This window comes from Massilia timonae CCUG 45783, from assembly GCF_000315425.1.
GTDB lineage: Bacteria > Pseudomonadota > Gammaproteobacteria > Burkholderiales > Burkholderiaceae_D > Telluria > Telluria timonae.
The window spans coordinates 557080-578370 of the sequence record NZ_JH992922.1; the positions used below are offsets into that span (position 1 = coordinate 557080).

A 21291-nucleotide genomic window follows, 5' to 3' on the forward strand; every position below is an offset into this window, starting at 1 on the left:
GTTACCTTCCCGGACGTCGCAGCCAGCGCCGCAGCACCTCGATCGGCGACTGCTCGATCGCGGCCAGGGTCAGCGGCATATCGTTCTTGCGGCACTGCGCCGTGAGGGTGTCGAAGTGGGCTTCGCGGTTGCGGCGGTAGCCTTCCTTCAGGTCGGCGCCGAAGCGGAACACGCCCTCTTCGCGTTCCGGATCGCGGTAGGCCAGGTCGCTGGAAAAGCTGGCGTCGACCTCGGCCTGCGTCTGCAGTCCCAGCACGCGCACGTCGTGGCGCATCTGGCGCAGGCGAATCAAGGCGACCGACAGCGGCGACGGCCAATCGAGCAGGTCGCTGGCCGCATAGATCGCGCTCGGCGACTGGGCGAAGTGCAGGCTCGCCTTCAGGGTCGCGGCATCCGGCAGGTCGCCATCGGGCTCGGCGCGCTGGAGCTGGGACAGCACGCGCTGCAAGTGGCGCGGTCCGCGCAAGGCCGGCGTGAACGCCACCTTGCCGCCACCGAGCACCACCAGGCCGAAGGCGTCGCCCTGGCGCTGCGCGATCGCGGCGACGCAGCCGAGCAGCATGCGCGCGTAGGCCAGCTTGTCGAGGCCGGGGATGCTGCGGCTCGGTTCGGCCATCGAGGCGCTGGCGTCGAGCACCAGCCAGACCGCCACGTGGCTGTCGCGCTCGGCCTCGCGCACGAAGTGGCGGTCGGCGCGCGCCGCCAGCTTCCAGTCGACGCGGCGCCACTCGTCGCCGGGCACGTAGGCGCGGTATTCCGAGAACTCGACGCCCGCCCCGCGTTCGCGCCCGGCGTGGATGCCATGGCCCAGGCCCGCCAGCACGTGGCGGATCACGAGGTCGAGCTTTTGCGTGTGCGCGATCAGCGCGGTATTGGCTAACGACATGCAGCGAACGCCCGTTACGGAACCTTGATCTCGCTCTGCAGCGCCTGCAGCACGTCGGCGATGGCGATGCCGTCGGCCTCGGCCTCGAAGTTGCGCAGCACACGGTGCGCCAGCACCGGCAGCAGCATGGCCCCGATGTCGTCGCGGGTCACCGCCAGCCGGCCCTGCATCAGGGCGCGCGCCTTGGAGGCCAGCACCAGCGCCTGGCCGGCGCGTGGGCCGGCGCCCCAGCCGATGTGCTTCTTGACCGCGTCGACCGTGGTCTCGCTCGGACGGGTGGCGCGCACCAGGCGCGTCGCATAGCGCACCAGGTGGTCGCCGATCTCGATGTCGCGCACCAGCTGCTGCAGGCGCAGCAGGGTCTCGACGTCCATCACCGGTTCGGCATCCTGCAGGCCGGCATGGGTGGTGCGCGAGACCATCAGCACTTCCTCGTCCTCGGTCGGATAGACCACGTCGATGCGCAGCAGGAAGCGGTCGAGCTGGGCCTCGGGCAGCGGATAGGTGCCGGCCTGTTCGATCGGGTTCTGCGTGGCCAGCACGAAGAAGGGCCGCGGCAGCTTGTGGGTCTGGCCGGCGAAGGTCACCGAACGCTCCTGCATCGCCTCCAGCAGCGCCGACTGGGTCTTGGGCGGGGCGCGGTTGATCTCGTCGGCCAGCAGCACCTGGGTGAACACCGGGCCGGGCTGGAAGCGGAACACGCGCTGGCGAGTGCTCGCGTCTTCTTCCAGGATCTCGGTGCCGACGATATCCGACGGCATCAGGTCGGGCGTGAACTGCACGCGGCGGAACTGCATGTCGGTGGCTTGCGCCAGCGATTTGACGAGCAGGGTCTTGCCCAGCCCCGGCACGCCTTCGACCAGCGCGTGGCCGCCCGCCAGCAGGCAGGTGACGAGCAGTTCGACCACCTCTTCCTGGCCGATGATCACGCGCGCCATGCTGGCCTTCAATGCGCCCACTTTCGCCGTCAGGGCGGCGATATCCTGTTCATTCCACGCTACTGCATCTTGTTGCGACACTGGTCATGCTCCCAACGCATATTGAATGATGTTCACCGCGAAGCGGGTATTGTCGACCGCGAGGAAACGCTTGTTGCGGAAGTCGTAATCCCATTCGCAGCCATAGTCCTTGTTCGAGTACAGCACGCGCACACGCCCCCCGATCTCGATCGCCTTCAGGTACTCGTGCACCAGGTCGTCGCCCCAGCCATTGAGTTCCATCGACGTCGTCGGCGGCCCGTCCTCGAACTTGAAGAAGCACGAGTACAGCGGATGGTTGTTCGGGATCTTCTTGAGCGCATGCAGCCCGAAGATCTTCGCCATCTCGGCCTCGAACGACTTGGCGAACAGGCCGTCGATGTCGTGGTTGCAATCGTCCACGAAGACGAAGCCGCCGCCGCGCACGTACTTCTCGAAATTGCTCCGTTCCGCCGGGGTGAACTGCACCAGCTTGTGGCCGGCCAGGTAGCAGAACGGCGCCTGCAGCATCTTCGGATCCGACAGGGCCACCATGCGCTCGGTCGTATCCACCCGCAACGTGGTGTACTCCACCAGGGAGTTCAGCACGTTGCTGGGCATGCGGATATCTACGTCCCAGTTGCCCGATTCATACATCAGGCGCGTGAAGTAGAAGTCGTAACTCGCCATGTAAACGCTCGATCGTCAGACCGCGTCGGACAGCGAGGTGAAGTTGAAGTCGCGCACCTTCATCGGCGGCAGCACCATCTGGAACGGCACTTCGTCGCCGCCGATGATCTGCGGCTTGCCCAGTTCGTCGATATTGTTCAGGATCGTGACCGGGCTCTCGTTGAAGCGGAAGTTCTTGAGCGGGTACTTGATCTTGCCGTTCTCGACGTAGAAGGTGCCGTCGCGGGTCAGGCCCGTGAGCAGCAGCGACTGCGGATCGACCATGCGGATATACCAGGTGCGGGTGACCACGATGCCCTTCTTGGTGCCTTCGATCAGCTCTTCCAGCGACTTGGTGCCGCCCGCCATGATCATATTGCCGTGACCCGCGGTGGCGCGCTTGCCGGTCTTCTGCGCCCAGTAGCGCGAGTAGTCGAGCGAGGCGACGCGGCCATCCTTGACCAGCTCGGTGCGTTCGCGCGCCAGCAGCGATTCGTTGTCCCATGGCGCGACCGGCACGTCCTTGTCCCACGGGTCGGCCCAGATGTTCACCTGGCTGTCGAACAGCTTGTCGCCCAGGCGGTTCTTGCCGCCGGCCTTCGACAGGAAGCTGCGGCCCTCGTCGGCCGAACGCGCGTCGAAGGCGCCGAACATATTGCCGAGGATTTCCGAGGTCGCCGCCGGCTCCAGGATCACGGTGTAGCGGCCCGGTTCCAGCGCGCGCGCCTCCACCGAACGCAGCGCCTTCTCGATCGCGATCTCGGCCGCTTCGCGCGCGTCGAAGCGCGCGGCGTCGACCGCCGAGCGGGTCACCCAGCCGGAACCGCGGCCGTCCTCGGTGCGCGCGGTGAGGCTGAACGACAGGTCGGTGAAGTCCTGGTGGCCGAACACGCCGTTCGAGTTGGCGATGGTCGAGAAACGGGTGCTGTCGGTGAAGAAGCCGGCGGTGACCAGCTTGTTCTTGCGCGCCAGCTCGATGCAGGTCGCCGCCACCTCGGCCCGGAAGTCCGGGTCGATCGCCGCGGTCTTGGGCACGAAGGTGGTGGTGGCGCGGTATTCCTGCTTGGCGATGGCGGGCATGAATTCCGGATTCTCCGGCGCCAGCTTCGCCAGTTCCTCGGCGCGGCGCACGGCCTTTTCCAGCGACTTGTCGTCGAATTCGTTGATCACGGCGGTGCCGCTGCGCTTGCCGAAGGCCACGCGCACGACCAGCTGCATGTCTTCGGTCAGGCCGGCGGTCGACACGCTGTTGCGCGCGAAGCGCACGTTGCCGACGCGGCTGCCTTCGATCCCCACCGTGCACTCGTCGGCTTTCGACAGCGACAGCACGCGATCGGTGATACGTTTTGCTTGTTCCTGATTCAGGGATTTCATCCTGGTCTCCTTATCCGATCTTGCGTGCGGTATTGATGACGTTGATGCCGTTGAAGCGGGTGGTGCTCGATCCGTGCGACACCGCGCTCACCTGGCTCGGCTGCCCCTTGCCGTCGAAGAAGGAGCCGCCCATGCGCCAGTCGCGCTCGTCGCAGATGGCCGAGCAGGCATTCCAGAATTCCTGGGTATTCGCCTGGTAGGCCACGTCCTCGAGCGGGCCGGTGATCTTGCCGTTCTTGATCTCGTAGTACAGCGTGCCGCCGAACTGGAAGTTGTAGCGCTGCTGGTCGATCGAGTAGGAGCCGCGGCCCAGGATATAGATGCCCTTCTTGACGTCCTTGACCATCTCGTCCGGCGTCAGGCGCGCCTTGCCCGGCTCCAGCGAGACGTTCGGCATGCGCTGGAACTGCACCGTGCTCCAGCTGTCGGCGTACGAGCAGCCGTGCGATTCCTTCTCGCCGATGATGTGGGCCTGGTCGCGCGTGGCCTGGTAGTTGACCAGGACGCCGTTGCGGATGATGTCCCACTGCTTGGCCGGCACGCCCTCGTCGTCGTAGCCGATCAGGCCCAGCGAGCCCGGCGTGGTGCGGTCCGCGACAAAATTGACGCGCTCTGCGCCGTACTTGAATTTCTTGCTCTGCCACTTGTCGAGACCCACGAAGCTGGTGCCGGCGTAGTTGGCTTCGTAGCCGAGCACGCGGTCCAGTTCCGTCGGGTGGCCGACGTTTTCGTGGATGGTCAGGAACAAGTGTTCGGGGCTGAGCACGAGGTCGTATTTGCCCGGCTCGACCGACTTGGCGCTGAGCTTCTCGCGCGCCTGCCTGCCGGCCAGGCGCGCATCCTCGACGATGTCGTAGGACTTGGTGTACAGCGTGGTGACGCCGCCGGCGGCGCGCACCTTGTCTTCGGGACGCGCGTCGAAATATTCATAGCCCATCGAGGCCGGGGCGCCCAGGCCGCCGCGCGAGCGGAACTTGCCGGTGGCCTTGTCGACCGCAGTGGCATTGATCGGGGCCCACAGGCGGTGCACGTCCTGGTCGATATAGGAGCCGTCGGTCGAGGCGAAGTATTTTTGCTGGTTGATCTGGAACAGCGAGGCGGTCATGAAGTTCGCGCCCGCATCCAGGCCGGCCTTGTTGGCGGCGATCAGCATGTCGGCCTTTTCCTTGACCGGCAGGGTGCGCCAATCCTTCTTGATCGGCGTGGCCCATGCCACTTCGCCCACGCCCTTCACCGGCGCCAGGCGCACCGGCTCGATCTGCAGCCTGGCGTTGGCCTTGGCGATCGCCACCGCCTGGCGCGCGGCCTGGGCGACGCCGTCCGCGGTCATGCTGTTGGTCGAGGCGAAGCCGTAGGCGCCGTCGGCGATCACGCGCACCCCCACGCCGCTCGATTCGGTATTGTTGATGCTTTCGACGTTCAGGTCGCGCGTGACGATGAACTGGTTCAGGTAGCGGCCGATGCGCACGTCGCAGTACGACGCGCCGGCCTGGGTGGCCGCGCCCATGGCGGTGTCGGCCAGGACCTTCTTGGCGCTTGCCGCCATCGGCTTGAGCAGGTCTTCGGCCGCGATCGCATTGCCGAACACCGGAATGAGCATGGCGCCGGCAGTGCCGGCGCCGATCTGCAGGAATTGTCGACGTTCCATGAATTCTCCAGGTGCGGTGCCCTCGGGTGGCATCCGCGTGGGCGGACAAGCCGCCCACCCTACGTTAAACGGCGTCCGACAGCGACGTGAAGTTGAAGTCGCGGATCTTCATCGACGGGATCAGCATCGAGTAGCGCGCTTCGTCGGCGCCGATCACCACCGGCTTGCCGATCTCTTCGATATTGTTCAGCATCGTCACCGGGCTTTCGTTGAAACGGAAGTTCTTGATCGGATGCTTGATCTTGCCGTTCTCGACGTAGAAGGTGCCGTCGCGGGTCAGGCCGGTCAGCAGCACCGATTGCGGGTCCACCATGCGGATGTACCAGGTGCGGGTGACCAGCACGCCCTTCCTGGTGTTGGCGATCAGCTCTTCGGTGCTCTTGTTGGTGCCGGCCATGATGATGTTGCCGGCCGCGCCCACCGCGCGCTGCTTCTTCTGCTGCGCCCAGTAGCGCGAGTAGTCGAGAGCGTTGATCTTGCCGTCCTTGACCAGCTCCACGCGTTCGCGCGGCAGCATGTCGTTATCCCATGGCAGCACGGCGACGTCCTTGTCCCATGGGTCGGACCAGATGTTGACCTGGCTGTCGAACAGCTTGTCGCCCAGCCGGTTCTTGCCGCCGGCCTTCGACAGGAAGCTGCGGCCCTCGTCGGCGCGGCGCGCGTCGAAGCCGCCCAGCATGAAGGACAGCAGGTCCGACGTCGCCGCCGGCTCCATGATCACGGTGTAGCGGCCCGGCTCCAGCGCCTTGGCGTCGACCGAGCGCAAGGCCTTCTCGATCGCGATCTCGGCCGCTTCGCGCGGGTCGAACTTGGTGACGTCGCGCGCCGAGCGCTTGACCCAGCCCGAACCGCGGCCGTCTTCGGTGCGCACGGTCAGGGTGAAGTCGAGCGAGGTCGCGACCTGGTGGCCGAACAGGCCGTTCGAGTTGGCGACGGTCTCGAAGCTGGTGCGGTCGGTGAAGAAGCCGGCCGAGACCAGGCCGCGCTTGCGGCACCCCTCGATCGCGTAGGCGGCGGCCTGCGCGCGGTACTCCGGATCGATGTCGGCGGTCTTCTGCACGAAGGTGTCGGACGGCTTGTAGGCGGTCTTGGCGATCGCCGGGATGAATTCCGGATTGTCCGGCGCCAGCTTCGCCAGGTCTTCGGCGCGGCGCACGGCGCGCTCGATCGACTTGTCGTCGAACTCGTTGATGGTGGCCGTGCCCTGCTTCTTGCCGAATGCGACCTGCACCTGCACGCGGGTGTCGTCGGCCAGGCCGGCGGTCGAGACGGCGTTGCGGGCGAAGCGGATGTTGCCGATGGTGCTGCCTTCGATGTTGACGATGCACTCGTCGGCCTTGGTCAGCGACATCACGCGATCGCTGATCTTCCTGGTTTGTTCCTGGGTCAAGATGCTCATGTGCGTCCCTGCCTTAGCCGATCTTGCGAGCGGTGTTGATCACGTTGATGCCGTTGAAGCGCGCGGTCGACGAACCGTGCGAGACGATGCTGATCTGCGGCGGCTGTCCCTTGCCGTCGAAGAAGGAGCCGCCCATGCGCCAGTCGCGCTCGTCGCAGATCGCGCTGCAGCCGCCCCAGAATTCCTGGGTGTTCGACTGATAGGCCACGTCTTCCAGCATCTGGCCGATCTTGCCGTCCTTGATCTCGAAGAACAGCTGGCCGCCAAACTGCGAGTTGTAGCGCTGCTGGTCGATCGAGAACGAGCCGTCGCCGATGATGTAGATGCCCTTCTTGATGCCCTTGACCATCTCGTCCGGGGTCAGCCTGGCCTTGCCCGGCGCCAGCGACACGTTCGGCATGCGCTGGAATTGCACCGTGTTCCAGCCGTCCGCGTACGAGCAGCCGTGCGATTCCTTCTCGCCGATGATGTGGGCCTGGTCGCGCGTGGCCTGGAAGTTGACCAGGATGCCGTCCTTGATGATGTCCCAGCGCTTGGTCTTGACGCCTTCGTCGTCGTAGCCGATCGCGCCCAGCGAACCCGGGGTGGTCTTGTCGGCGAAGATGTTGACGATCGGGGCGCCGTACTTGAAGCTCTTCGACTTCAGCTTGTCGACCGTGGCGAAGCTGGTGCCGGCGTAGTTGGCCTCGTAGCCCAGCACGCGATCGAGCTCGGTCGGGTGGCCGACGTTTTCGTGGATGGTCAGCCACAGGTGTTCCGGCGACAGCATCAGGTCGTACTTGCCCGGCTGGACCGACTTGGCGGTCAGCTTGCGCTTGGCGTCGCGGCCCGCGGCGCGCGCGTCCTCGACGATGTCGTAGGTCTCGGTGTACAGCGTGGCGACGCCGCCGGCGGCCTTGATCTTGTGCTCGGGGCGGGCGTCGAAGTATTCATAGCCCTTGCCCACCGGGGAGCTCAGGCCGTCGCGCGAGCGGAACTTGCCGGTGGCCTTGTCGACCGCCGTGGCCGACAGCGGCGCCCACAGGCGATGCACGTCCTGGTCGATATACGAGCCGTCGGTCGACGCGAAGTACTTCTGCTGGTTCACCTGGAACAGCATCGTGCGCATGAAGTTGGCGCCGCCTTCCATGCCTGCCTTGTTGGCGGCGATCAGCATGTCGGTCTTCTCGGCGATCGGCACCGTGCGCCAGTCCTTGGTGTACGGCGTGCTCCACGAAACCTCACCGACGCCCTTGACTGGTGCAAGCTGCACCGGTTCGGTCTGCAGCCTGGCGTTCGCTTTGGCGATCGCCACCGCCTGGCGCGCCGCGTTGGCGATGCCGTCGTTCGACATGTCCGAGGTCGCGGCGAAGCCGTAGGCGCCGTTCACGATGACGCGCACGCCGACGCCGGCCGATTCGGTATTGGCCACGTTCTCGACGTTCAGGTCGCGCGTGGTGATGAACTGGTTGAGATAGCGTCCGATGCGCACGTCGGCGTAGCTGGCGCCGGCCTTGGTGGCGGCGTTCAGCGCGACGTCGGCCAGGGCCTTCTTGGCGGCGACGGGCATCGTGCTGACCAGTTCCTCGGCAGCGATCGCGCGACCGAATGGCAACAGCATCGAGGCGGCGGCCAGGCTGCTGAGATTGAGAAAGGTACGGCGTTCCATGTGTTCTCCTGAATGACCTACTTCCGGGCAGCGGTTCCGCAAACAGCTCGGCGCCGCTCTTGTATGTACATCGCTATTGTTTTGGATTTGCCTGTGTGCCACGCGGCAAACCTCTCAACGATAGCATCGACTTAACGTTTTGAATAGGCAATCTTTGTGCCACCTCAATGCAATGTTCTCTGCCTGTGCAAGGCACTGTCAGTACAATGAATATTCCACGCATATGCATATACGGCGAACGCTTGACTATGGAGGTTGCCTGTTCGATCATCCTCGGGCTGACGGCGGCGAACCGCCTGCCGTCCCACCCACCAAGGAGACCTCGCACGATGAAACGACTGATCCTGGCCGCGATGCTGGCAACCGGCCTTGCCGGCGCCGCGCACGCGGACGACGCCCTGAAATCCGCCATCGCCGGCGAACACCGCGCCGCCGCCAGCAAGGCCCGCGACGCCTACCGCCACCCTTACGAAACCCTGACCTTCTTCGGCATCAAGCCGAACATGACGGTGATCGAGCTGTCGCCGGGCGGCGGCTGGTACACCGAGATCCTGGCGCCCTACCTGCGCGACCAGGGCAAGCTGTATGGCGCCGTGCCGGACGCCGAGAGCCGCGGCGGCAAGGCCTTCCGCGACAGGCTGGCGGCCAATGGCGCCGTGTACGGCAAGGTGACCCCGGTCCAGTTCGCGCCACCGGGCAGCATCGCGCTGGGCGCGCCGAACAGCGTCGACATGGTGGTCACCTTCCGCAACCTGCACAACTGGCTGGGCAATGGCGACGACGCCGTGCTCACCGTGCTGAAGGAAGCGCACAAGGTCTTGAAGCCGGGCGGCGTGCTGGGCGTGGTCGAGCACCGCCTGCCGGCGAAGATGGAGCAGGACGCCAAGGCCTCGAGCGGCTATATGCACGAGGCATACGTGATCCGCATGGCCGAACGCGCCGGCTTCAAGCTGGCCGCCAAGTCGGAGGTGAACGCCAATCCGAAGGACACCGCCGACCATGAAAAAGGCGTGTGGACCCTGCCGCCGGTGCTGACCAACAAGGACAAGGACCGCGAGAAGTACCTCGCCATCGGCGAGAGCGACCGCATGACGCTCAAGTTCGTCAAGCAGTAAGCATAAGCGCCACGTCGCGAAGGAAGGCCGGTATTCCTTCGCGACGATTCCCGTATTTCCTTTTGCGCCGCCTGTGGTTATTCTTCTGGATGCATCCTGAACCGTCCATTCGAAGGAAACCATGAAGACTCTGCCGACATTGCGCCTGGCCGCCCTCCTCCTTGGCGCCTGCGGCGCCGCGCACGCCCAGGACACCGTGCCGCCCGAGGTCCAGGCCATGCCTGCTCCTGCTCCTGCTCCTACTCCTGCCACGGCGCCCGCCGTCGCTCCCGCAGTTGCTCCCCCTGCCGCCAAGAGCGCCGTGCCCGCGCCGGTCCTGCCCGCGGTCGAGAACTCGGTGGTGAAGATCTTCGCCACGATCCGCCGCCCCGAACCCTATAAACCCTGGACCAAGGCGGCCCCAGCCTCGGTCACCGGTTCCGGCGTCATCATCGAGGGCAAGCGCATCCTGACCAATGCCCACGTGGTCGGCTATGCGAGCCAGGTCGAGGTGCAGGCCAGCCAGTCGGGCGACAAGGTGGCCGCCAAGGTGATCGCGCTGGCGCGCGGCATCGACCTGGCCGTGCTGGAACTGGAAGACCCGTCCTTCTTCGACAAGCGCCCGCCGGTGCCGCGCGCGCCCGTGCTGCCCGACGTGCGCCAGCAGGTGTTCGCCTACGGCTATCCGGTCGGCGGCAATTCGCTGTCGACCACCACCGGCATCGTCTCGCGCGTGGAGTTCGTCAACTACGGCGCCTTCAGCTCGGGCCTGCGGATCCAGATCGACGCCCCGATCAATCCCGGCAACAGCGGCGGCCCGGTGGTGTCCGGCGACCGCATGGTCGGCCTGGCCTTCGCCGGCGCGGCCAATGCGCAGAATATCGGCTACGTGATCCCCAATGAGGAAATCGAACTGTTCCTGCGCGACGTGGCCGACGGCCGCTACGACGGCAAGCCGCTGCTGCACGACAGCGTGCAGACGCTGGAAAACCCGGCGCTGCGCCAGTTCCTCAAGCTGGATAAATCGGTCGAAGGCGCGGTGGTGCACCGCCCCTACCGGGTCGACGCCAGCTGGCCGCTGAAAGAGTGGGACGTGATCACCCATATCGGCGAACATGCGGTCGACAACCAGGGCATGGTCAAGCTGGGCTCGAACCTGCGCGTGCGCTTCCAGTACCGCATCCAGCAGGTGGCGAAGAACGGCAAGGTCTTGATGACCATCATCCGCGGCGGCAAGCAGATGAAGGTCGAGGTGCCGGCCACCGGTCCGCGTCCACTGCTGATCTCGGACCTGGACGGCGGCTATCCGTCCTATTTCATCTATGGCCCGATCACCTTCTCGCGCGCCACCAGCGAATTCATGAGTTTTGTCGCCGGCAGCGCGCCGGGGATGAACGCCTACGCCTTCAACGCCAGCCCGCTGGTCACGCAGCGTGGCGACTCGCCGACGCCGGAGCGCGAAGAGCTGGTGGTGATCAGCGCGCCGTTCTTCCCGCACAAGCTGGTGAGTGGCTACAACAATCGCTTCGGCTCGGTGATCGAATCGGTGAACGGCGAGAAGGTGCACAGCCTGCGCCACCTGGTGGAACTGCTGCGCGACCTGAAGGACGAGCAGGTGGTGCTGCGCTTCGACCAGCGCTACGGCGAGACCATGATCCTGCCGCGCCAGGCGACGCTGGCGGCGACCGAGTCCATCCTGTCGGACAACGGGATCAGGACGCAGGGGTCGGAAGACATGATGAAGGTGTGGGAGCGCAAATAAGCTCCCCACCACGAAAAACGCCCGCGAACATGCGGGCGTTTTTTTTCTTACTTCGCCTTTTTCACCGGCGTGAACAGCAGGTCCTGGAAGTCGTAGCTGAAGTCGGTCTCGGTCGATACCGGCTTCATGCGCATCCGCTCGATCGAACCGTCGTGGTCCAGCGAGAACGTCGCATAGGCGTCGGCGTTGAAGTTGCGTTCCTTCCAGCGCACGATGAAGGTGTCGTGCTGGAAGTGCTCCATCTCGCCGGTCAGGTCGGGCGTGCGCGAGAACGACATCACCAGCTTGCTCCCCTGGCGCTTGACGGTCGCCTTGCCATACCAGGCGTCCTCGTACTCGCCTTCGTAGTCCCACAGCGGCAGCGACGGCTTCGAGGCCTTGGCGCGACTGGCGCTTTCACCCTTTACGCGCGCCGCTTCCTTTTCGCGCGCTTCGCGGTCGACCTCGGCGATGCGGCCGATCCAGTCGGTCGGCGCCACACCCAGGTACTGGTCCAGCAGGCGGTATTGCAGCGCATTGAGCGACGGGCCGCTTTCGGCATTGGTGAAGATCGCGATGCCCAGCTTCGCTTCCGGCACCAGCATGACGCGCGAATAGAAGCCCTGCAGCGCGCCGCCGTGCATCGCCACCAGCTTGCCCTGGTAGTCCCGCAGCTGGAAGCCCAGGCCATAGGCGAAGAAGTTCGGCTTGGTCGCCGCCAGCGGTGGACGCGGCTCGTTGATCTTCATCGGCGTCTGCGCGGTCCACATCTCGCGCGCCTGTTTCTCGGACCACAGGCGCACTTCCTTGCCGCCCACAGCTTGCGGGAGGCGGCCCTGGTCGAGCAGCACGTTCATCCAGCGCGCGATGTCCTCGGCATTGGTGTTGATGCCCACCGCGCCCATCGCGTTTGCCACCGGCATCGGCTTGACCACCGCCGCCTTGCCATTGATCTTGCTGTGCGGCGCCGACACGTTCATGCCCGGCTTGTGCTGGTCCAGGCTCGTGGTCGTCGCGGTCATGCCGACCGGATCGAGGATCCATTCGCGCATGGTCGCGCCCCAGTCCTTGCCCGACTTTTGCGCGATGATCTTGCCGGCCACGATGTACAGCAGGTTGTCGTAGGCGTAGCTGTTGCGGAAGCTCGTCGCCGGCTTGATGTAGCGGAGGTTGTGGATGATCTCGTCGGTGCTGAAGGTGGTGGTGGGCCACCACATCAGGTCACCGGCGCCGAGTCCCAGGCCGCTGCGGTGCGTGAGCAAGTCGCGCACCGTCATCTCGGCCGTCACGTACGCATCGTACATGCGGAAGTCCGGCAAGTGCTTGATGACCGGGTCGTCCCATTCCAGCTTGCCCTGGTCGACCAGCATCGCCAGCCCCGCCGCCGTGAAGGCCTTGGAGTTGGACGCGATCTCGAAGATGGTCTTGCCGTCGACCGGCGTCGGGTCGCCAAGTTTTCGCACGCCGAAGCCCTGGGTGACGACGACCTTGCCGTCCTTGACCACCGCGATGGCGATGCCGGGGACGTCGAAGGTTTTCAGGACGCGGTTGACGTCGGCTTCCAGGTTGTAGGCGGGCGCCACCGCGGTGGCGGCTGGCGCGGCGGCGGTCTGTGCAACAGCGGCGGTCGTGCACAAGGCGAGCAGCAGCGCGCCGGCGAGTCGGTTCATGGTCATCATTGCTTGCCCATCGCCTTGTCGACGCTCGATTGCGTCTCTGGGTGGTAACGCTCGCGCGCCTTCTTGTAGATGCCTTCGGCCCAGGCGCGGTCGTCCGGTTTCTCGCGCAGCGCGGCGTACAGCGGCACCACGAACTTCTGGCGGCCTACGCTCATCAGGAAGGCTTCGAGCTGCGGACGCACGGCGCGGTAGCCGGCGTGCACCGAGGCGCGGTAGAAGCGGAACGCGACTTCGTTGTTCCTGGTGTTGGCCAGGCCGTAGGCGCGGTCGAGTTCTGCGAGCTTCTTCGCATCGGCCTTGTTGTCGATATCGTTCAGGAACTTCATCCACTCGGCGGCGTTCCAGTCCCTGGCCTTCAGTTGGTCGGTCGATACCGTGCCCTTGATCCAGCCGTCGATCGAGGCGTTCAGCTGCGCCAGGCGCTGCGAGACGGCGCGTTGGCCGCTTTGCGGGATGCCGGGACCGTAGATCCACTCGTCCAGCTCGGCCTCGCTCATGATCTTTGGATTTTTCGCCAGCAGGTTCTTGCGCAGGTAGTCCAGGAACTGGTCGTTGGTCACGCTCTGGAAGGCGTGGCCGTCGAACCAGCCGCGCAGGAAGGTGTCGAAGGCGGCGCGGCCGGCGCGCTGCTCGAGCGTGTGCAGGAACCAGGCGCCCTTCGGATAGGCCAGCGAGGTGTCCGGGTAGTATTCGGCCGAGGTGTCCGGCTGGCGCGAGACCAGCGCCTGCTTCGCTGGCGGCAGGTCCTTCAGCATCTCCAGCGCCTCTTCCTGCTCCAGCTGCAGGTTCATGAGGGCGACTTCCTTGCCGTAGATCTCCTCCAGGATGCGGGTGGTGACATAGGTGGTGAAGCCTTCGTTGAGCCACCAGTGCTTCCACGAGGCGTTGGTCACCAGGTTGCCCGACCAGCTGTGCGCCAGTTCGTGGGCGATCAGGTCGACCAGGCTGCGGTCGCCCGCGATCATGGTCGGGGTAAGAAAAGTAAGGCGCGGGTTTTCCATGCCGCCGATCGGGAACGACGGCGGCAGGACCAGCATGTCGTAGCGTCCCCAGCGATACGGGCCGTACAGCTTCTCGGCCGCTTCCACCATCTTCTCGGTGTCTGCCAGCTCGTACTCGGCGGCCTTGATGCGCTGCGGCTCGGCGTAGACGCCGGTGCGCCCGCCGAGCGTGCGCGCTTCGAGCTCGCCGATGCCGATCGCCAGCAGGTAGGAAGGAATCGGCTGCGGCATATTGAACTTCCAGCCTCCCTTGCCGGTGGCCTTCATGTCGTTATCGGCGCTCATCACCACGCGCAGGCCTTGCGGCGCCTCGATGCGCGCGCTGTAGGTGAAGCGCACCGCCGGCGTGTCCTGGATCGGCACCCACGAGCGGGCATTGATCGCCTGCGACTGGCTGAACATGAACGGGTGCTTGCCCGACATGGTCTGCACCGGCTGCAGCCATTGCAGCGCGGTGGCGGTCGGCGCGGTGCGGTAGTGGATGCGCACCTTCTTTTGCTGGTCCGGCAGCTTGACGTGCAGCGGCTGGCCCTTCTCTTCGTCGAACTTGCCGAGCGAGTAGTCGGCCTTGCGCCAGGCGCCTTTCGCATCCTGCGCCTCGATCTTCGAGATCGTCAGCTCGCGCGTGTCCAGGTCGAGCGTGGTCGCCTTCTTGTCCAGCCAGTCGAGGGTCAGCTCGGCATAGCCGTCCAGGCTTTTCTTCGCGAAGTCGGCCTTCAGGTCCAGGTGCAGGGCGGTGGTCTTGACCTGGTCGTATTTGGCGTAGCTGAGGGGATCGAGTGCGAAGGCGTAAGCGCTCCAGGCGCCCAGGAAGGCTGCGGTGCTGGCGCGCAGCAGGGTACTTTTGTTCATGGTCTCTCGCAGGGAAGGTCGGCCCGGCAGGCCGAGGCGGGTGCAGGATAGCATGCACGCCTGGCCAGCGAAAGCGCGCCGCCCGCGCGATAAATACACATGCCGGCGCAGCGACAGGGCCGCGTCTGCTATGATCGCGGCCTTCCTCCTGCTTCACCCGACTGATGGACGCCTTTCTCGTCTCGACCGGCATCGTGGGCCTCGCCGAGATCGGCGACAAGACCCAGTTGCTGGCTTTCCTGCTCGCCGCGCGCTTTCGCCGCCCCCTGCCGATCGTGTTCGGCATCCTGGTCGCGACGGTGGCCAACCACGCCTTCGCCGCCGCCGTCGGCGCCCTCGTCAGCGAGCTGCTGGGCCCTGGCGTGATGCGCTGGGTGCTGGGCCTGTCCTTCCTCGGGATGGCCGCGTGGGTATTGACGCCCGACGAAATCGACGCCGAGGAAGCGCAACTGGCGAAGTACGGCGTGTTCCTGACCACCCTGATCGCCTTCTTCGTGGCCGAGATGGGCGACAAGACGCAGGTCGCCACCGTGGCGCTGGCCGCGCGCTATGAATCGATGGCCGCCATCGTCGCCGGCACCACCTTCGGCATGATGCTGGCCAACGTGCCGGCGGTGTACTTCGGCGAACGCATCGCGAACCGCGTGCCGCTCAAGCTCGTGCACGGCATCGCGGCGCTGATCTTCGCGGTGCTCGGCATCGCGACCCTGCTGGGGATGGGCGAAGGCCTGGGGTTCTAATCCTCATTCCTCCTGCATGACCCACACCGGCGCCGACCACAGCACGTTGCCGTCGTCCTGGGTCACCTTCGCATAATAGAAGTGCGCGCCCGGACTCGGGGTGAAGGTGGTCTCGGCCTGGTCCGACATCTGGGTGACCGTGCCCTTGCGGCCCGGGACGCCTTCCATGATCGCGACCGAGGCTGCCTTCCGGCCGGTTGAACTCGCAAAATTCGCCACCAGCGCGAGCGGTCCGCGATTGGTGAAGCGCTCGCCCATCATCCGTCCGTTCGCGGTCAGGACCAGTTGCGAATCCTTGTCCATCGTCGCGAACACGCGGCGCGCCTTGAGCGCTTCGACGAAGGTGGCGCGGCTCAGGGCCGCGCCGTTCGGCAGCAGCACGCCGGTGCGGTTGGTGAACGACGCGCCCCAGTTGGCGCAGTGGTTGTCCTGGTTGGTGCTGAAGGCCAGGCGGTAACCCGCTTCCAGCAGGCGGTTGCAGGCGCCTTCGAAATTGCTGCGGCGGGTCTCGGTCTCGTCGACGTTGGTCGAGAACGCGGTGCTGTTCATCACCTCGCACAGCGCCATCGCTTCGCCGCCGTCCTCGGTATAGGCGAGCGGCACGCCATCGACCTGGAACTGGCCCGAGTGCGCCGGATGGTTGAACTGCCCCACCCAGCCGCGCTCGCGCATCAGCGTGTACAGCGCCGCATAGTCGCCCTTGGGAGTGCGCGTGTCGGCCATCAGCTCGCCTTTGGCATTGGTCTCCCATCCCAGCAGCTCGTCGCTGTTGAAGATGTTGATATGGCCGCCGTTGTTGATGACGCCCCATTCCAGACCGTACACTGCGAGAAAGTCAGGGTGCTTTTTCGAGAAGCTGGCGGCGCTTTCCAGGCCGGCGCGGTACAAGCCCTTGGCGGCTGCGGGGTCGGCGTCCGGCGCGCTGCCTTCCGAGCCGTCGTACATGTGGTTGTGTTCCGAGGCGACCAGGATGTCGAGGCCGCGCTCGCGCGCATAGGCGAAGGCATGGTCCGGGCCGTGCGGCGACTTCAATGGCGACTGGGCGCCCTTGCACTCGGCGACGTCGGCGCCGCCGTCGCTGTGGTTGGTCTGGCTGTGCAGGTTGCCGAGATAGACCGTGTAGGGCAGCGCCCCGGGCGCCGGCGCGGCGGCCGGCGCGAAGGCGCGCGCCAGCGGCGAGAATGCCGGCATGGCTGGCAGCGGCGGCGCGCCGACCGCGATCTCCCAGTCCTGCTCGACTTCCTCATGCGCGTCGCCGCGCACGGTCGCGCGCAGCCGGACGCGATAGATGCCGCTCGGCGCCGGCGCCAATCCCAGGCGGCCGGACCATGGCACGGTAACGGTCATGGCCTCGCCCGTGAACGGCGCCGCGCCGCGCCAGCGCAGGGCGACGCGGCCGTCGGGCCGTACCAGCTCCACCCGCCAGTCGACGGTGGCCGCGCGCGCCAGGCCGGGATAGGCAAAATGCAGCGTGAAGGTCCGCCCTTGGGCCGCGCCGGCCTGGAACGGCGCGAGCAGGGTGGCTTCGAATTCCTGGTGTTCTGCGGGGGGTGGCTTGCGCCAGGCTGCAGCACAGCGACAGGGCCAGAAACGGGGAGAGGAATGAGGTTTTCATGATGCAATTTTTGCAATTTCATGCCTCATTCATATTGACCAGCCTCCCATAAAAATTGTCATTTCGTCCATTGGCTTTGATGAATTTCAATCATGACAACTTGCAACGGACGAGATAGCCGTTTATGTTGGCAGTCTCATGATCGACAAGCTCGAACTCACCCACCTGCGCACGCTCGACGCCCTGAACCGCTTCGACACCATCTCGGCGGCAGCCGAGCACCTGGACGTCTCGCAGCAGGCGGTCAGCCTGCAACTGAAGAAGCTGCGCGCCATCCTGGGCGACCCGCTGTTCGTGCGCACCGGCCAGGGCATGGCGCCGACGCCGTATGCGAAGCTGATCGCGCCGCACATCGGCCAGGTGCTGGCCAGGTTGAACGGCATTCCCCTGCCCTTCGAGGTCCGTCCCGAACAGGCCGAGCGCACGCTGGTGATCTCGGGCACCGACTACACGCAGAAGGTGATCGTGGCCGACCTGGTGCGCACGCTAAGGGCCGAGGCGCCGAAAGTGAAGGTGGCGGTGGTCGACATCGAGGTCAGCGCCCTCACCCGCAAGCTGCACCAGGGAGAAATCGACCTGATCTTCACGGTGGATGGATACGTGGCGCCCGGGCTGGTGACGCAGCCCCTGTTCCTCGAGCAGTACCGCTGCGTCACCGGCAACCGCGCGCTGGCCGAGGGCGGCGTCATGCCGCTCGAAAAGCTTGCGGAGCACGACTTCATCGTCACCAATCCGGGCATGGCCAGTTTCACGGGATCGGCCGACGGCTGGTTCGCGCGCCAGGGATTGCAGCGGCGGGTGGTCGCGTCGGCGCCGTCCTTCTTCATGGCGCTGGAATACCTGAAGGGATCGGACCTGGTCGCGTTCATGCCATCGCGCCTGCTGCCCTGCGAGGGAGTATTCGAGATCGCGCTGCCCAAGTACCCGCCCGGCTACCAGGTCGTGGCCGCCCACCATCCGAATGCGCAAAACGATGCTTTCATCACCTGGGTGCTGGAGCGGGTCGGATCCGGCCTTGTATCCGCTACAAGCCGCGCTTGATTGCGGCGGCGGGCGCGCATGCCTAAGCTGGCGCCTTTCAACGCAAAGGAACCCGCATGAGCATCGAACGCATCAATCCCCCTGCCCTGTACGACGGCGCCCCGCACGGCCTGTCGCATGCGACCATCGATCACGACACCGGCCTGGTGTTCGTATCGGGCCAGGTCGACTGGGACCGTGAGTACAAGGTCAAACACACCACGCTGGCCGAGCAGACCGAAGGCGCGGCGCGCAACCTGATCGCGGTCCTGGAGGCCGCCGGATCCTCGGTCGAGCACATCCTGCAGCTGCGCGTCTACGTGCGCGGCGAGATCGGCGAGCACCTCGAGACCGTGGCGCCAATCCTGGTGCGCCACCTCGGCCTGCCGCGTCCGGCCCTGACCGGCATCGGCGTGGCGTCGCTGGCCTCTCCCGACACCCTGGTCGAAATCGAGGCGGTGGCCAAGCGCCGCGCACAAAATGTTTAGTAAACCGGCTAAACAGATGGGTTGAAACACGGTAAAGATTGCTTAGAAACCAGTCTCCACATATAAGTTTCGCTTGGGTATAGTGCAACTAAAAGGCGGCGCCCGTCGCTGCCGCCACGCGTGGAGACCTCATGACGGCCAGACTCAATTTCGGACAACTCTCGATCGCCGCCAGTGCGGCATTCCTGTTTAGTGCAACTCCCGTCCTGGCCGCCGCGCCGGGCAGCCCGGCCGAAGCCGTGAACGTCTTCATCGGCACCGGCGGCGACGGCCACACCTTCCCCGGCGCCAGCCGCCCCTTCGGCATGGTGCAGCTCAGCCCCGACACCCAGCACCGCCACTTCCGCCAGAGCTATCCCTGGGCCTCGGGCTACAACTACGCCGACAGCTCGATCCTCGGCTTTTCGCACACCCACTTCTCCGGCAGCGGCCACTCCGACCTGGGCGACGTGCTCCTGATGCCCTACAGCGGCGAGACCAAGCTGGAGCCGGGCTATCCGGAGCGTCCGTTCTCGGGCTACCGTTCGCGCTTCTCGCACGACCAGGAAAAGGCCGAGCCGGGCTACTACGCGGTGCGCCTGAAGGACCATGAAGTCGATGTCGAGCTGACCGCCAGCGAGCGCGTGGGCCTGCACCGCTATAAATTCAAGGCCGGCGAGCCGGCCAAGGTGCTGCTCGACCTGCGCACCAGCATCTACAACTACGACGAGAAGAACCTGTGGGCGCGCCTGCGCGTGCGGAGCAGCACCACCATCACCGGCATGCGCGAGACGCGCGGCTGGGCGCCCGGCCGCCAGGTGCACTTCGCGATCCAGTTCTCGCGCCCGATCGACACCCGCCAGCTCCTGAACCGCGAAGAAGCGATCCCTTACCGCGGCTTCGCCCCGCCCGGAAAGACCCCGGCCGACAAGGCCCTGGTCGAAGGCAAGCAGCTGATGGCCGACTTCAACTTCGGCGTGCCGCAGGACGGCACGCTGCTGGTGAAGGTCGCGCTGTCGGCGGTGAGCGAAGACAATGCGATCGCCAACCTGGCCGAGATGCCGGGCTGGGACTTCGACCAGGAGCGCGAGCGCGCCGGCAAGGCCTGGAACGACGCGCTGGGCGCGGTGAACGTCGAGGCCGAAGGTCCGATGCGCACCAAGTTCTACACCGCCCTGTACCACACCATGCTGGCGCCGTCGCTGTTCATGGACCTCGACGGCAGCTACCGCGGCCCGGACAACCAGGTGCACAAGGCGAAGAACTTCCGCTTCCACTCGACCTTCTCGCTGTGGGACACCTACCGCGCGCTGCACCCGCTGCTCACCATCGTCGCGCCCGAGCAGCGCAACGCCGACTTCGTGAATTCGCTGATCGCATCAACGCAGCACAGCCCCTATGGCATCCTGCCGGTATGGCAGTTCCACGGCCTGGAGACCTGGTGCATGATCGGCTACCACGCGGTGCCGGTGATCGCCGACGCCTACATGAAGGGCATCCGCGGCTTCGACGCCGACAAGGCCCTGGCCGCGATGACGGCCAGCGCCGAATACGGTCCCTACGGCGGCCTGGAACACTATATGAAGCTGGGCTACGTGCCGATCGACCTCGAGAAGGAAGCGGCGTCGAAGACCGTCGAATACGCCTTCGATGACTGGACCATCGCGCGCATGGCCGAGAAGATGGGCAAGAAGGACGTCGCGGCGCGCTACTACAAGCGCGCCCAGAACTACCGCAACGTGTTCGACAAGGAGACCGGCTTCATCCGCGCCCGCAAGTCCACCGGCGAATTCCGCACCCCGTTCAATCCGGAGCAGTCGAACTTCGGCAGCGACTATACCGAGGGCAGCGCCTGGCAGTATTCCTGGTATATGCCGCACGATAACGCCGGCCTGATCTCCTTCCTGGGCGGCGACACCAAGCTGGTGAGCAAGATCGACCAGGTGTTCGACGCCAAGGTCGACGAGACCGTGTACGCCCACATGGAAGACATCTCGGGCCTGATCGGCCACTACGCCCACGGCAACGAGCCTTCGCACCACGTGGCCTACCTGTACAACTACGCCGGCGCGCCATGGCGCACCCAGGAACGCCTGGCCAACATCATGGCCACCCAGTACAGCGACAAGCCGGACGGCCTGTCGGGCAACGACGACCTGGGCCAGATGTCGGCCTGGTTCGCCTTCACCGCGCTCGGCTTCTACCCGGTGGCCCCGGCCAGCAACGAGTACGTGATCGGCCGTCCCTTCCTGGACAAGGCGACCCTGAACCTGCCGAACGGGAAGCGCTTCACGGTGCGCGCCGATAACCTGTCGACTGCCAACGGCTACATCGGCCGCGTGACCCTGAACGGCAAGCCCCTGATGCGCACCTTCATCCGCCACGAGGACATCATGGCCGGCGGCGAACTGGTGTTCACCATGCAGGCCACGCCGAACAAGGACTGGGGCAAGGAACAGAACGCCCGCCCCTACACGCAGACCAGGTATTGACGAAGGAAAG

At 65.6% G+C, this 21291-nt stretch carries 16 protein-coding genes; 6 read left to right on the forward strand and 10 right to left on the reverse strand.

From position 1 onward, the window contains the following. Position 1 precedes the first annotated feature (1 nt). The 7 genes from HMPREF9710_RS02360 to HMPREF9710_RS02390 all read right to left on the reverse strand — a co-directional run bounded on the left by HMPREF9710_RS02360 (position 2) and on the right by HMPREF9710_RS02390 (position 8580). On the reverse strand, positions 2 to 886 hold the full coding sequence (locus tag HMPREF9710_RS02360; protein ID WP_005663555.1) for a DUF58 domain-containing protein: 885 nt from the start codon (positions 884 to 886) through the stop codon (positions 2 to 4). 14 nt (positions 887 to 900) lie between these two features. Next, complete coding sequence (locus HMPREF9710_RS02365; protein WP_005663556.1) at positions 901 to 1905, reverse strand: AAA family ATPase; 1005 nt, start codon at positions 1903 to 1905, stop codon at positions 901 to 903. A 3-nt stretch (positions 1906 to 1908) separates the two neighbouring features. After that, positions 1909 to 2532, reverse strand: coding sequence for a DUF4159 domain-containing protein (locus HMPREF9710_RS02370; protein WP_005663557.1), 624 nt, complete (start codon positions 2530 to 2532; stop codon positions 1909 to 1911). A gap of 15 nt (positions 2533 to 2547) precedes the next feature. Beyond that, entirely contained in the window at positions 2548 to 3885 is a 1338-nt protein-coding gene (locus tag HMPREF9710_RS02375) for a TldD/PmbA family protein (protein ID WP_005663559.1), read from the reverse strand. A gap of 10 nt (positions 3886 to 3895) precedes the next feature. Next, positions 3896 to 5533: a TldD/PmbA family protein gene (locus tag HMPREF9710_RS02380; protein ID WP_005663561.1), complete on the reverse strand. Its 1638-nt coding sequence runs from the start codon at positions 5531 to 5533 to the stop codon at positions 3896 to 3898. Between the two features lie 64 nt (positions 5534 to 5597). Continuing rightward, positions 5598 to 6932 (reverse strand): TldD/PmbA family protein, encoded by a 1335-nt coding sequence (locus tag HMPREF9710_RS02385; RefSeq protein WP_005663562.1) that lies wholly within the window; start codon positions 6930 to 6932, stop codon positions 5598 to 5600. Positions 6933 to 6945: 13 nt separating this feature from the next. Further along, positions 6946 to 8580: a TldD/PmbA family protein gene (locus tag HMPREF9710_RS02390; protein ID WP_005663565.1), complete on the reverse strand. Its 1635-nt coding sequence runs from the start codon at positions 8578 to 8580 to the stop codon at positions 6946 to 6948. Between the two features lie 329 nt (positions 8581 to 8909). Between HMPREF9710_RS02390 and HMPREF9710_RS02395 the strand changes: the two genes are divergently transcribed. After that, positions 8910 to 9695: a class I SAM-dependent methyltransferase gene (locus HMPREF9710_RS02395; RefSeq protein ID WP_005663566.1), complete on the forward strand. Its 786-nt coding sequence runs from the start codon at positions 8910 to 8912 to the stop codon at positions 9693 to 9695. Between the two features lie 121 nt (positions 9696 to 9816). Beyond that, entirely contained in the window at positions 9817 to 11436 is a 1620-nt protein-coding gene (locus HMPREF9710_RS02400) for a S1C family serine protease (RefSeq protein ID WP_005663567.1), read from the forward strand. Between the two features lie 47 nt (positions 11437 to 11483). On the opposite strand, the gene HMPREF9710_RS02405 is transcribed toward HMPREF9710_RS02400, so the two are convergent. Further along, complete coding sequence (locus tag HMPREF9710_RS02405) at positions 11484 to 13094, reverse strand: serine hydrolase (protein WP_005663568.1); 1611 nt, start codon at positions 13092 to 13094, stop codon at positions 11484 to 11486. Continuing rightward, positions 13091 to 14947, reverse strand: a complete 1857-nt coding sequence (locus HMPREF9710_RS02410; protein WP_005663570.1) for a M1 family metallopeptidase — start codon at positions 14945 to 14947, stop codon at positions 13091 to 13093. The genes HMPREF9710_RS02405 and HMPREF9710_RS02410 overlap by 4 nt, the downstream gene beginning before the upstream one ends. A gap of 164 nt (positions 14948 to 15111) precedes the next feature. Here HMPREF9710_RS02410 and HMPREF9710_RS02415 point away from each other — a divergent pair, with 164 nt between their 5' ends. Beyond that, the gene (locus HMPREF9710_RS02415) at positions 15112 to 15687 is read left to right on the forward strand and encodes a TMEM165/GDT1 family protein (protein ID WP_005663571.1); all 576 of its coding nucleotides are present in this window, start codon (positions 15112 to 15114) and stop codon (positions 15685 to 15687) included. Positions 15688 to 15690: 3 nt separating this feature from the next. Here the strand turns inward: HMPREF9710_RS02415 and HMPREF9710_RS02420 are convergent, their stop codons facing one another. Further along, positions 15691 to 17106 (reverse strand): CehA/McbA family metallohydrolase, encoded by a 1416-nt coding sequence (locus HMPREF9710_RS02420; protein ID WP_005663573.1) that lies wholly within the window; start codon positions 17104 to 17106, stop codon positions 15691 to 15693. Positions 17107 to 17440: 334 nt separating this feature from the next. Between HMPREF9710_RS02420 and HMPREF9710_RS02425 the strand changes: the two genes are divergently transcribed. The 3 genes from HMPREF9710_RS02425 to HMPREF9710_RS02435 all read left to right on the forward strand — a co-directional run bounded on the left by HMPREF9710_RS02425 (position 17441) and on the right by HMPREF9710_RS02435 (position 21281). Further along, entirely contained in the window at positions 17441 to 18343 is a 903-nt protein-coding gene (locus tag HMPREF9710_RS02425; RefSeq protein WP_005663575.1) for a LysR family transcriptional regulator, read from the forward strand. 56 nt (positions 18344 to 18399) lie between these two features. Next, a complete protein-coding gene (locus HMPREF9710_RS02430; protein WP_005663577.1) occupies positions 18400 to 18810 on the forward strand; it encodes a RidA family protein in 411 nt (136 codons plus the stop codon). A 131-nt stretch (positions 18811 to 18941) separates the two neighbouring features. Further along, a complete protein-coding gene (locus HMPREF9710_RS02435) occupies positions 18942 to 21281 on the forward strand; it encodes a GH92 family glycosyl hydrolase (RefSeq protein ID WP_005663578.1) in 2340 nt (779 codons plus the stop codon). Positions 21282 to 21291 lie beyond the last annotated feature (10 nt).